At 68.0% G+C, this 11,750-nt stretch carries 14 protein-coding genes and 1 pseudogene; 10 read left to right on the top strand and 5 right to left on the bottom strand.

Features of this window, described 5'->3' with window-relative positions:
- Nucleotides 1–30 precede the first annotated feature (30 nt).
- Together ACZ60E_RS08485 and ACZ60E_RS08480 are read left to right on the top strand one after the other, a co-directional pair.
- A complete protein-coding gene (locus ACZ60E_RS08485; RefSeq protein ID WP_469439056.1) occupies nt 31–213 on the top strand; it encodes a hypothetical protein in 183 nt (60 codons plus the stop codon).
- A gap of 153 nt (nt 214–366) precedes the next feature.
- Entirely contained in the window at nt 367–693 is a 327-nt protein-coding gene (locus ACZ60E_RS08480; protein WP_469439055.1) for a hypothetical protein, read from the top strand.
- A gap of 148 nt (nt 694–841) precedes the next feature.
- Here ACZ60E_RS08480 and ACZ60E_RS08475 read toward each other — a convergent pair whose 3' ends face one another.
- Nucleotides 842–1,021 (bottom strand): hypothetical protein, encoded by a 180-nt coding sequence (locus ACZ60E_RS08475; RefSeq protein ID WP_469439054.1) that lies wholly within the window; start codon nt 1,019–1,021, stop codon nt 842–844.
- Between the two features lie 272 nt (nt 1,022–1,293).
- On the opposite strand from ACZ60E_RS08475, the gene ACZ60E_RS08470 reads away from it, so the two are divergent.
- The 3 genes and pseudogenes from ACZ60E_RS08470 to ACZ60E_RS08460 all read left to right on the top strand — a co-directional run bounded on the left by ACZ60E_RS08470 (nt 1,294) and on the right by ACZ60E_RS08460 (nt 2,743).
- The gene (locus tag ACZ60E_RS08470; protein ID WP_384808825.1) at nt 1,294–1,902 is read left to right on the top strand and encodes a hypothetical protein; all 609 of its coding nucleotides are present in this window, start codon (nt 1,294–1,296) and stop codon (nt 1,900–1,902) included.
- 168 nt (nt 1,903–2,070) lie between these two features.
- Nucleotides 2,071–2,196, top strand: a pseudogene (locus tag ACZ60E_RS08465) (hypothetical protein); the annotation flags it as partial.
- Between the two features lie 22 nt (nt 2,197–2,218).
- On the top strand, nt 2,219–2,743 hold the full coding sequence (locus ACZ60E_RS08460; protein WP_469439673.1) for a hypothetical protein: 525 nt from the start codon (nt 2,219–2,221) through the stop codon (nt 2,741–2,743).
- A gap of 90 nt (nt 2,744–2,833) precedes the next feature.
- On the opposite strand, the gene ACZ60E_RS08455 is transcribed toward ACZ60E_RS08460, so the two are convergent.
- Together ACZ60E_RS08455 and ACZ60E_RS08450 are read right to left on the bottom strand one after the other, a co-directional pair.
- Nucleotides 2,834–3,505 (bottom strand): response regulator, encoded by a 672-nt coding sequence (locus tag ACZ60E_RS08455; protein ID WP_469439641.1) that lies wholly within the window; start codon nt 3,503–3,505, stop codon nt 2,834–2,836.
- Nucleotides 3,480–4,655 carry a sensor histidine kinase gene (locus ACZ60E_RS08450; RefSeq protein ID WP_469439053.1) on the bottom strand — a complete coding sequence of 392 codons (1,176 nt, stop codon included), beginning with the start codon at nt 4,653–4,655 and terminating at the stop codon, nt 3,480–3,482. The genes ACZ60E_RS08455 and ACZ60E_RS08450 overlap by 26 nt, the downstream gene beginning before the upstream one ends.
- 425 nt (nt 4,656–5,080) lie before the next feature.
- On the opposite strand from ACZ60E_RS08450, the gene ACZ60E_RS08445 reads away from it, so the two are divergent.
- The 4 genes from ACZ60E_RS08445 to ACZ60E_RS08430 all read left to right on the top strand — a co-directional run bounded on the left by ACZ60E_RS08445 (nt 5,081) and on the right by ACZ60E_RS08430 (nt 9,757).
- Nucleotides 5,081–7,267: an MMPL family transporter gene (locus tag ACZ60E_RS08445; RefSeq protein WP_469439052.1), complete on the top strand. Its 2,187-nt coding sequence runs from the start codon at nt 5,081–5,083 to the stop codon at nt 7,265–7,267.
- A 153-nt stretch (nt 7,268–7,420) separates the two neighbouring features.
- Nucleotides 7,421–7,858 (top strand): GntR family transcriptional regulator, encoded by a 438-nt coding sequence (locus ACZ60E_RS08440; RefSeq protein ID WP_384808817.1) that lies wholly within the window; start codon nt 7,421–7,423, stop codon nt 7,856–7,858.
- Nucleotides 7,859–7,904: 46 nt separating this feature from the next.
- Nucleotides 7,905–8,792, top strand: coding sequence for an ABC transporter ATP-binding protein (locus ACZ60E_RS08435; protein WP_469439639.1), 888 nt, complete (start codon nt 7,905–7,907; stop codon nt 8,790–8,792).
- Nucleotides 8,789–9,757 (top strand): ABC-2 transporter permease, encoded by a 969-nt coding sequence (locus ACZ60E_RS08430; RefSeq protein ID WP_469439051.1) that lies wholly within the window; start codon nt 8,789–8,791, stop codon nt 9,755–9,757. Before ACZ60E_RS08435 ends, ACZ60E_RS08430 begins: the two co-directional genes overlap by 4 nt.
- Nucleotides 9,758–9,839: 82 nt before the next feature.
- Here ACZ60E_RS08430 and ACZ60E_RS08425 read toward each other — a convergent pair whose 3' ends face one another.
- Together ACZ60E_RS08425 and ACZ60E_RS08420 are read right to left on the bottom strand one after the other, a co-directional pair.
- On the bottom strand, nt 9,840–10,346 hold the full coding sequence (locus ACZ60E_RS08425) for a hypothetical protein (RefSeq protein ID WP_469439050.1): 507 nt from the start codon (nt 10,344–10,346) through the stop codon (nt 9,840–9,842).
- A 137-nt stretch (nt 10,347–10,483) separates the two neighbouring features.
- Complete coding sequence (locus ACZ60E_RS08420) at nt 10,484–11,278, bottom strand: SDR family oxidoreductase (RefSeq protein WP_469439049.1); 795 nt, start codon at nt 11,276–11,278, stop codon at nt 10,484–10,486.
- Between the two features lie 297 nt (nt 11,279–11,575).
- Between ACZ60E_RS08420 and ACZ60E_RS08415 the strand changes: the two genes are divergently transcribed.
- The gene (locus ACZ60E_RS08415; protein WP_469439048.1) at nt 11,576–11,740 is read left to right on the top strand and encodes a hypothetical protein; all 165 of its coding nucleotides are present in this window, start codon (nt 11,576–11,578) and stop codon (nt 11,738–11,740) included.
- Nucleotides 11,741–11,750 lie beyond the last annotated feature (10 nt).

The raw sequence follows: 11,750 nt of genomic DNA, 5'->3' as shown, positions 1-11,750 counted from the left end.
GATCTGCGGTTGGCGGCACATGGTGAGCGCGTGCTGCGAGCTGCGCTGATGCAGGTGTCCGCCCACCCCGGCCTTTCGTTCTTCGTCACGATTGCGAACGGCTACTCGCAGGGATGCACCTGCGTGCCGTCGATCCCTAAAGCGTCGGTGTGGCCCGGAAAGTTCTTCACAGAAATGGTCCGGGGCCACAGAGATGCCGGATTGGTGCTGTGACGCACGACACGTCAGCGGAGGCTCTTCTTTTGCAGTTCGCCAACGCGTACAGCCGTACGCCGAAGAATGTTCCCGCGTCGACCAAGCCGCCCGGCCCCACGGCATCGGAGACCTCATGACGAACCGTCTGCCGTACGAGGTCTTGGAGAGTCCATGAACTTGCCTGCCACTGTCCTGCGATGGGGTGCTGTGTCCACCGCCGCCGGCGCGCTGTTGATAGCCGGCGCGACATCCGCCGGAGCGGCCACACCCGAGGAGACGACCGGCCGACAGACACACTCCGCACTGTCGAACCAGTACGGCGGCGCGCCCTCGGCGCAGGGGATCTCCTCAACCGCCTATCGCGGCGTGCAGGGAGGCAACCTCTGCCTGCTGTCCGACTGCTCGGTCGGATCCTCCACGGGTGAGCAGAGCTCCGGCCCCAGCAACACCCAGGGCTTCAATCTGTGCCTGCTGTCCCGCTGCGGCGTTCGCCCCTGAGAGCGGCCGACCCGATGCCCGGCTTCTGCCGGAGCATCGGGTCGGCGTCGCGCCCGGCTCGACGCAGAGACTCTCCCCTCGCGACGCGGAGGCGACCGAGGGCTGTACCGGACCCCGTCCAACAGGACGAGACGTCAGCAACCGGGCATCAGCCGACTACGCCGAAGTCGAGGCCGAAGAGGGCTGGGTAGTACGCGACTTCCCGTTCGCGCTCCATCCGGATGTCGCCGGTGGGGTCTCCGTTGTCGCGTTGTCGAACCATCCGGCTGGTTTCCGCTGCGTTCTTCGAGATGTACGACGAATGGTTCGCCTTACCCTGCCAACGCATCCCCGAAGACGGTATGGGTGATATCTACCGTAAGCCCAGTTTTAGTTCCTCTGCGCCACCCGACGCACCGGAAAGCAACCGTCGGTTGATCCCCAACCATGGCGAGGGCCGCTATCCGGCGGACGCGTGTTACCGGCCGAATGGCACTCGCTTCGGCGCCCTCCCGTGCGGCTCGTCGGAGGCCATGTACCCAGGAGCTACTGGGCAGTTGACCTCAGGGTTTCGTGGTAGCGTCCTTGTTCGCAGGGACAGTGCAACCTGAAAGGGAAATCGTGAACACGGAGAAGATCGCCGCTCGCCGCCTCTCGCTGGAAGAGGTGACGAAGCTCGGCGTGAAGGACAGGATCTTCGTTTCCGCCGGTACGGCAGAACTCAAGATTCCCGACTGCTATGTTTCTGCTTTTCTGACGAAGTCCGGTGAGGATTTCGAGGGCGGTTCGGTCACGGCGCGCACCGTATTCCAGGAAGAGGTTTCCTGCCTTCCTGACGACGAGAACGAAGCCGGTATCTACGTTGCCGACGAAAAGGGCTCGGTGACCATCGAGGTCCTCCAGTCCGCCGGTGTCGTGCTGGATCTGGCGCTTTTCGTCCCCGGTGGGGACAAGGGGGCCCTCTCGGCTCTTTACGCTGCGGCTCGGCAGGCGTTCGGCGCCGACGTCGTGCAGATCTGGCGCCAGGGCCTCAAGGAGGTTCCCGACGTGAAGGTCGACATCTTCGAGGAGCAGATTCCCCGGGGACGCAAGGGGGGCGACACTCCCAAGCGTGACCGTCGCGCGATCGACACCTACCCCACCCGTGCGGACTTCATCGAGTTCTCCGAGGGGTGGAAGCCGGTCGTGGAGATCCACAGGCCGGTTGTCGACGACACCCCGACCATCTGAGGCGGCGTCACCATGCGTTCTCGGCCCAAGAAATCACCGAGAACGCATGCGCCGGACCCGGCGAACTTTGAGCGACGCCCCCTGAGGCACGGCGAGCTGGTCGAACTCATCGGCGCTGTCTCACGCAACGTACTGACACAAACGGTTGCCGCCCATCTGTAGGGAGAGTTGCTCGCTCCGCTGATCCCGCGGGCCGCGACGGGGCATCCGCGAGTGTCGGACCGGATTGTCGTCAACGGGATGGTCGACAAGAATCGGACCGGGATCTCCTGGCGTGAACTGCTCGAACGCTACGGCCCGATGAGGCGGCGACAGCATGGACGCAGTGGTGGCGATCAGCCTGATGCGCATGGCCGCTGCGGACTTGGCCATGGCACCCTGGCAGCGCCCCTCGGACGCCTACCTGGTCCAGTTGGGCCTGGACGCCCTGATGGCCGACGTCGAGGCTCCGTCGCTCCCCTTGCTGGCCGGCCTCGCGCATGGTGAGTATCCCCAGGCCCGAGAGCTGTTCGCCCTTGTGGTGGAAGAGTTGAGTCTGCTGCCACTGTCCTCGGACGATCTCGCCAAGGCGCGATGGACCGCAGCCCGGTGGTGGGCCGGTCAGATCATGGCGTGCCGACTCGATCCCGTGTACGGAGCGAAGCTGATCTGTGACGAAGCCGTAGCTGAACTCGACTACCCCGACCTGCTGCAACCCATTGTTAATCTGGCGAGAGCGCTCGACCTGCCGAACGATCAACCTTTGGATCAGCAGCACATTCGCGACCGGGTCACCTCCGCGGCGCGAGGCTTTCTCGCTACAGAGACGCACTACAGAAGCGCACCGAACCACGGCCTTTGACCTACGTCGTAAGAAGCCGGGCGGCTGGCCGTATCACTGGCCGGGGGTGTCCTCGTACAGATAGTCCAGTCGTTACGCACAGCTGGGAATTCAGTCCGTGAGCCAGCCGGGGCTGACCATGCGGTACTCGTAGGCCATGACCACGACTTGGGACCTGTCCCGGGCGCCGAGTTTGGCCATGATGCGGCTGACGTGGGTCTTCGCGGTCAGAGGTGAGACCACCAACTGTGCGGCGATCTCCGCGTTGGTGCATCCGGCGGCGATCAACGTCATGACTTCACGTTCGCGGCCGGTCAGCGCGTCGAGGCGTGGGTCGGGACCCCGGGCGGGGTCCGGGCGGTCGGCGAATTCGGCGATGAGCCTGCGGGCGACGGAGGGGCTGATGAGTGCGTCGCCTTGCACGGCGACGCGCACCGCCTGCAGGAGTTCCGCCGGTTCGGTGTCCTTCACGAGGAAGCCCGTGGCACCGGCTCGCAACGCCCCGTACACGTACTCGTCGAGGTCGAACGTCGTCAGCATGACCACCTTCACCGCCGCCAGTCGCTCATCCGCGGTGATGCGACGGGCGGCTTCGAGCCCGTCCATGACGGGCATGCGGATGTCCATCAGCACCACGTCGGGCCGCAGTTCACGACAGGCGGCGAGGGCGGCCTGCCCGTCGGCGGCCTCGGCGACCACCTGCAGGTCGTCCTCGTCGTCGAGGATGCCGCGAATCCCGGCGCGCACCAGGCGCTGGTCATCCGCCAGCAGGATCTTGATCATCAACTGCTCCGCCGATCGGCTCATGGTGGTCTGAGAACGGTAGCCGGGCTCGGACGACGAACCCGCCCGCACTGCCGGTCCCGGCGCTCAGCGTTCCGCCCAGTGCGCGCGCCCGTTCCGTCATGCCCGCGATCCCGCTGCCGCCCCTGTTTCCGGAACGGGTCGCACCGTGCCCATCGTCCTGGACGCTGAGCGTCAGTTCCCGGTCGCCGCAGTGGATCCGGACGACGACGTGACGGGCGCCGCTGTGCTTGACGGCGTTGGTCAGTGATTCCTGGACGATGCGATAGGCGGCGAGGTCCACCGATGCCGGCAGCGGCGACGGGGTTCCGCTCCGCGCGATGCGGACGTCCACACCCGTCCGGGCGGTCGAGGAGACCAGGTCCTCGATCCCGGACAACCCCGGCGACGGAGCGGTGGGAGCCTCCTCGTCGACCTGACGCAGTACGCCGAGGGTGGCGCGCAGTTCCCGCAGCCCCTCCTTGCTGCCCAGCTTGATGGCGGTCAGCGCTTCCTGCGCCTGGGCGGGGTTCTTGTGCATCCGGTGCAGGGCGGACGACGCCTGCACGTGGATCATCGACATGTTGTGGCCGATCACGTCGTGCAGCTCACGGGCGATACGCAGCCGCTCCTGCGTGGCGCGCAGCCTCGCTTCCTCCTCGGCGAAGGCGACCCGGCCGTGGCGCATCGCCCCCAGCGCCACCACCGCGACCAGCCAGCCGGTCAGCATGAACACCGCCGTGCCGCTGACATCGCCGGGGCCGACCAGAACTCCCACTCCCACGCCGACGACCATCACCGCCGCCATGGCGATCGATGCCCGCGTCCGCCCCTGGGCGGCCAGCGCGTACAGCGCGGCGATCGGGATCACGACCAGCGGACCGTCGACCGTGCTCAGCAGGTAGTAGATGCCGGTGCCGATCACCGTCAACCAGCCGACCGCCACCGGCCTTCGGCGCCGCAAAGGCAGCGCCGCGCACACCGCCACTGCCAGGAGCCAGGCGCCGATCACCGAGGGGGTCGCGTCCCAGTCCGAGCCCAGCCGCTGCCCCTCGGCCACCCCTGCCAGTACCAGCACGACCCCGGCGAGCGCCAGGTCGGCACGTGGCCCTGTGGGCAGACGGAGGCGCGTGGCGTCGAGGTGAGGCATGACTCGATTCTGCCTGCGGCATGGCTGTGACCAGGGCCCTATGTCCGCATGTGCGTCGCGATTGGGTGCTGGAGAGGTACGCGGCGGCTGCGCCGTACATCTGCTGGTGTACGGCACGGCCGTCGCCTCGTGCCGCTGGTGCAGGCCGACTGTCAGCCGTGGGCCGACGCCCGCGGCCGGGGCTCACGAGCACGATCGAGGCATGTCGTCGTCCGCCACCTCCACCCGGATCAGTGCTGCCTTCGTCGCCGCACTTGTGGGTGCCGCTGCCGGAATTCTGCTGATCACCGTCACCGGTAACGCTCGATCACGGCCACCGGTGTGTTCGCCGGGCCGGCGCTCGGTGTACCTGCTCCGGCCGGAGCGGTCGTGGGCGCGGCGGCGATGACCTCAGGCAACACTCGCTCGAATTCGAGGTAGGCATCATGTCTTCCCCCCGCGGCTCCGCCGCGTCCCTCGTCCCGCCCGCGCCACAGGGCACCGAACCGTCCGTGTCCGTCGGGCGGTTCGGTGCCCTGGCGGGCTGGGCGCAACGTCATCGCTGGGCAGCCCTGCTGCTCTGGGTGGCCGTGGTGGCCGCCATCACGCTGGGTTCCACCGCTGCCGGTTCCGCGTACCGGAACGACTTCTCGCTGCCGGGCACCGATTCCCAGGCGGCCACCGACCTGTTCAGGAAGCACGGCAGTGACCAGGCCGGTGACAGCGTCGAGATCGTCTTCAAGGACACGGCCGGTATCGAGCGGGCCCGGGGCAGCGTCGAGCCGATGCTGTCCCAGGTGAAGCACCTGCCAGGGGTCGCCGACGTGCGCAGCCCCTTCAGCGACGCGTCAGCGGTGTCCGAGGACGGCACGATCGCCTACGCGTCCGTCACGCTGGACGGCAAGACGGAGGACGTCCCCAAGGAGGACGTCGCGAAGATCATCGACACCGCGCAGAGCATCGCCACCGGGCGCCTCCAGGTCGAGGTGGGCGGCGAGGCCGCGCGCAACGCGGAGGACAAGGCGGGCCCGACCGCCGAACTCGCCGGTATCGCGGCGGCCCTGGTCATTCTGGTGCTGCTGTTCGGTTCACTGCTGGCGGCATCACTGCCACTGATCACCGCGCTGTTCGCCGTCGGCGGCGCCATCGGCCTGATCGCCCTGGCCTCGCACCTCTTCACCGTCGCCGACTTCACCCCGCCCATCCTGATGCTGGTCGGCCTCGGCGTCGGCGTCGACTACGCCCTGCTGATCTTCTACCGCTACCGCCATGAACTCCTGACGGGCATCCAGCCCGCGGAGGCCGGCCGCAAGGCCCTCGACTCCGCCGGCCGCACGGTCTTCTTCGCTGGCTGCACCGTCATCGTCGCCCTCCTCGGCCTGGTCGCCCTCGGGCTCGGCTCGCTGCGGGGCATTGCCCTCGCCGTGGCCGTCACCGTCCTGGTCACCATGGCCGCCTCCCTGGTGCTGCTGCCTGCCCTGCTGGCACTGTTCGGCAGGCGCATCCAGCGCCACGTACGCAAACAGCAGGCCAGGAACGCCCGGAAGGGCAAGACGGAGGGCAACGGCTGGCGGGCCATGGCACGCGCCGTGCAAAGACGCCCGATCCCGACCCTGTTGGCCGGCGTGATCGTGCTCCTGGCCCTGTCCGCACCGGCCCTGGGCATGCGCCTGGGATTCGCCGACTCCGGCAACGACCCCGAGGAGACCACCTCCCGCCACGCCTACGACCTGCTCGCCGAGGGCTTCGGCCCCGGCTTCAACGGGCCGCTGATCGTCCTGGTCAAGGGCGATCAAGAAGTCGGCAGGACCGTCCAGGCGGGGCTCGCCAAGACAAACGGCGTCGCCGAAGCCAGCCCCCCGATGCCGTCCGAGGACGGCGCCCTGTCGACCGTCTTCGTCTACCCCACGACCTCACCTCAGGCCGAGGGAACAGTGGACCTCGTCCACCACCTGCGTGACGACGTGGCGCCGCCCCTGGAGCGGGCCACCGGTGCCGATGTCCTGGTCGGGGGTGCCACGGCGGCCTCCCAGGACGTGTCCGAGACACTCGCGCGCCGACTGCCCCTGTTCGTCGCCGTCGTCGTCGGCGTCTCCTCGCTCCTGCTGTTGCTGGTCTTCCGGTCGGTATGGATTCCCGCCAAGGCCGCCGTCCTGAACCTGCTGTCCATCTCCGCTGCGCTGGGCGTGATCACCCTGGTGTTCCAGCACGGCTGGTTCGGAGCGCAGCCGGGCCCCGTCGAGGCGTTCATCCCCGCGCTGATCTTCGCGATCGTCTTCGGGCTGTCCATGGACTACGAGGTCTTCCTCATCTCCCGCATCCACGAGGAATGGACACGCACCGAGGACCCCGCACGATCCGTACGGGAAGGGCTCGCCTCCACCGGCAAGGTCATCACCGCGGCAGCGGCCATCATGATGTTCGTCTTCGGCGCGTTCGTCCTCAGCGACGACCGCATGCTCCAGCAGTTCGGCCTCGGCCTGGCCGTCGCCATCCTCCTCGACGCCGTGGTCATCCGATGCCTCATCGTCCCCGCCGTCATGCAGCTGCTCGGCACATGGGCGTGGTGGCTCCCTGCCCCGCTGGCCCGAAAACTGCCCAGGGTCTCCATCGAACACCCCGTACGCGACTGACCTCGCGTCGGCGCGGCGCGGACCATCACATGGGCCGAGACCGTCGAGACCGCACGGCAACTCGGCGTGCGGCACAGCACGAAAGCCCCTCCGATTGGCGTTGACAACCACTCGCACGCTCCTCCATCATCATTCCACTAATCGAGTAGTTGAATGGTGGTGGTAGTCATGGAGTTCCGCATCGACAGGCGGAACGGAGTCCCCGCCTTCCAGCAGATCGTGCAGCAGACCAAGCAGGCCCTTCGACTGGGCGTACTGGTGCCGGGCGACCGGCTGCCGACCGCCAAGGAAGTCGCCGAGGTCAGCGCGGTCAACCCGAACACCACCCTCAAGGCATACCGCGAGCTGGAGCGCGAGGGCCTGGTCGAACCGCGACCCGGCCGGGGCACGTTCGTACGCCGCACGCTGGCCCGCCCCTCGGCGGGCATCGACTCACCGCTGTACGGGGAGCTGGTGGCGTGGATGTCCCGGGCGGCCGAGGCGGGCCTGGAGCAGGAGGACGTGGCCGCACTGGTCGCGTCGGCCATGGAGAAGCAGTACGCCACCGGTACGGCGACGGCGGCCACGACAACTAGGAGCACTGGTGAGTAACGGCATAAAGGCAGGGGAGCCGGCGCTTGAGGCGCACGGCCTGGGGATGCGCTACCGGCGGGGATGGGCGCTGAAGGACTGTTCCTTCCGGCTCCCGGCTGGACGGGTCTGCGGTCTGGTCGGCCCCAACGGCGCGGGCAAGAGCACGCTGCTGAACATCGCGGCCCACGTCCTGGAGCCGACGCAGGGCACGCTCAGCCTGTTCGGGGCGGCACCGGGCTCGGTGGACTCGGGGCGCATCGCGTTACTCGCCCAGGAGAAGCCCCTGTTCCCCCGGTTCACCGTGGCGGAGACCCTGCGGCTGGGGCGAGAACTGAACCCGGGCTGGGACCAGCGCGCCGCCGAGGACATCGTCAGAGCGGGCGACGTACCCTTCGGCGCGAAGATCAACACCCTCTCCGGCGGCCAGCGCACCCGCGTCGCCCTTGCCCTCGCCCTCGGCAAGCGCCCCGACCTGCTGCTCCTCGACGAGCCGATGTCGAACCTCGACCCGGTCGCGCGTAAAGAACTGATGGGCACCCTCCTCGCCGAAACTGCCGAGCGCGGCACCACCGTCCTGATATCCACCCACGTCCTGGCCGAACTGGAGAACCTCTGCGACTACCTCGTCGTCCTCTCCGGCGGCGGAGTACGCCTCGCCGGTGACGTGGACGAGCTGCTGTCGGTGCACACCATGGTCACCGGTGCCAAGGAGGGCGAAGGGCTGCCCGCCTCCCTCGCGCACCACTCCGTCGTCGAGTCCCGGATCAGCGGACGGCAGTTCACCGCACTGATCCGCCCGGAGGGCCCGGTCGCCGGCCCGGGGGAGACGGACAGCCCGAGCTTGGAAGAACTCCTGCTCGCCTATCTCCGCTCACCCGACGCACCACCTCTGATCACCCCCACCGCCCAGGCTCAAGGCCAGGCGTACGACACCCGGACGGTGGCGGCATGACCTCTCTCACCAGCACCCCGACGACGAGCGGGTCCGAGGCCACGGGCACCAAGGGCATGGGCCAACTCCCTCCGCTCCTCAAGGGCATGCCGTGGCTGGTCTGGCGCCAGCACCGGGCCGTGTTCTGGACCGTCCTCGGCGCCTCCGCACTCGCCGTGGCGTTCATCGTCTTCCAGCGCTCCCAGCTGCACATCGCCGGTTACACCCCCCTGTCCACGGGACTGCGGCTGCTACCGATCCTGCTCGGTGTCTTTCTCGGCGCCCCGCTGTTCGCCGGCGACCTGGAGAACGGCACCGCCAAACTGGTCGTCACCCAGTCCGTGGACCGCACCCGCTGGCTGACCACGAAACTGGCCCTGACCGCGCTGGTGGTCATCGTGAGCACGGTCGCCCTGTCGGCCGCGTTCGGCTGGTGGTGGAACCTCTACAAGTCCGAGGTCACGGCCACGGAGTGGATCTCCGAACCCACCTTCAACAGCACGGGACCCGCGCCCGTCGCCCTCGCCCTCTTCTGCGTCTTCGGCGGGGTGGCGATCGGCGTGGTGCTGCGCCGCACACTGATCGCCATGGTGGTCACCCTCGGTTTCACCGTGGCCGTCCAACTCGTCTGGTCCCACTTCCTGCTGTCGCTCGGCAACGTCGTCACGGGCACATCGAGCAAGGGCGTCCTGGCCGAAGCCGCGATCCAGACGCTGCCCAGGGGCGCGCACCAGATGGACGGGTCGCGCCCGTCGTTCCTCACCGGCGACGGGAAACTCCTCGACTGGAACACCTGTGGGGACGCACCGACGGAACAGGCGCTGGAGGTGTGCCTGCAGAAGGCGGATGTCGTGGGCTGGTCGGTCGACTACCTGCCGATCTCCCAGATGAACGGCATGCAGTGGCTCGGTGCGTCGATCCTGCTGGCCCTGACGGCCGCCGTCACGGTGTTCCTCTTCTTCTGGGGCCGCAAGCGCCTCGCCTGAGACCCACCACGAGCTCCACCCCTCTTCGTTGACGCCTTGTCTGGTGTGCGGCCGTCCGAGGGCGGCCGCACGTGAGGCGGGGTCAGGAGACCACGACGTTGACCACTTGGTCGATGATGTCTCCGGGGGTGATGGGTGGGGTGTTTCCCGGGTCGTAGAGTGCTGTGACCCGGTAGGTGCCGGAGGGTGCGGTGACGGTGAGCGGGCCTTCTTCGTTGACGACGCAGTTTCCGCCGGCTCCGCGGGTGGTGTAGACGGGCTGGCCGCGGTAGAAGTTGATCTGTGCGCCGGTGTCGACGTTCACGGCCTGGAACCGGATCGTGGTGCCGGGGAGAATGCCGTTGCCGCCCAGGCGGAAGGTGTCGCCGCGGAAGGTGTTGAAGGTCGGGATGCCGAGGCTCTGGTCCCCGTTGTAGCCGGAGAAGTAGATCTTTCCGGGCTGGGTCAGGTAGGCGTGGCCGGCGGTGTTGCACCGGTCCGCGGCCTGCGCGGGCGTGGCCACCCCCGCGGGGACGGCAACCGTCAACGCGGCGCAGGCCAGCAGGGTCAGTGTGAGCTTGAGCGGGCGCGGATGGGCATGAAGAGTCACTGGCGAACCTCCTGTGCAGATGCCTTGGGCTGGTTCCGAACCGGGTTGCGGCGAACGTCGTTGCCAGGAGGTATTCGCAGCCGGACGACGACCGGATGTGGCGGAGACTCGACTGCCCGCAGGAACTCTTCGGCGGCTTATGCGGTCGTGGCGATGCCGCCGTCGACGGGGATCACGGTGCCTGTGAGGTATGCGCCTGCCCGGCCGGCGAGGAACACCGCGACACCGGCCATGTCGTCGTCGCGGCCGATCCGGCGCAGTGGGGCCGACGCCGCGATCGCCTCGCCGTGCTCGTCGAGGGTTGCGGCCATCATCGTCGACGGGAACGGTCCAGGCGCCACGGCGTTGACGGTGACGTGCTGCGGTCCCAGTTCCTTGGCGAGCACCCTGGTGAGCTGATGCAGCGCTGCCTTGCTGCTGGAGTACGAGTAGTTGGGCCGCTGGGGGATGTGGATGGCGGCGATGCTGCCGATGTTGATGATCCGCGCGGGATCGTCGGCGGTGCCCGCCTTGCGCAGTGCGGGCAGCAGCGCCTGGACCAGCCAGAACGGCGACTTCAGGTTGAGGTCGACGACCGTGTCCCAGGCCGCGTCCGGGAACGTCTCCAACGGCTCGTCCCACAGGGCGCCCGCGTTGTTGACGAGGATGTCGAGACGCTCCGAGTCAGCGGTGACGAGGTCGGACAGCCGCCGGCACTCGTCGTGGCGGGACAGGTCGGCGGGGATGGCCAGCACCTCACCGAATGCGGACAGCTGTTCCTGTGCCTGAGCGCACGCTTCTGCGTTGCGCGAGCTGATGACCACGCGGGCGCCCGCCTGGAGAAGACCACGCGTGATCATCATCCCGATGCCTCTGGTGCCACCGGTGACGAGCGCGCGCTTCCCCCGCAGATCGAAAAGTTCTGCATGCGTTGTAAATTGATTCTTTACCACGTGCTGTCCTTCTTAGTGGTCGTGAGAGATGACGCGTCGACGCATCCGGTGTTCGGTTCGGCTTTCGGTTCTTTAAGCAGAAGCAGGCCAGGGGCGTAGTGGCTTGCTTGGCCGGGAGCCGGTTGAGAAGAAAGTCTTCCGAGAAACCGGCGAGACCCTGGTGATAGCGGAATGCCCTCAACGCTAGGGCCTTGGCGTGCACTCCAAGCAAACGGAACAGCTGAGAAATCGGCAGGATGCTCCTGCGAATCGGCGGCCGTACCCCAGGGTGCTGTCGAACCGCGGGGCCGCGCGGGCATGGGCTCGGCTTATGCCAAGCAGGTGCTCGCCGACGAGGCCAACGATCTGCGGCACCGCTTCCTCGCCACGGGCGCGCACGTCGCCGACGCCCGGGCCGGGAGCTTCGCCGACGAGTTCGGGCACCAGGGCAGGGCCGGCCGTAAGGCGGCGGTCGCCGCGTGATCGTACGGAT

The organism is Streptomyces sp. NPDC102514 (assembly GCF_055584525.1).
The sequence above is the reverse complement of the archived record's forward strand: the minus strand, read 5'-3'. Positions and strand labels throughout refer to the sequence as shown.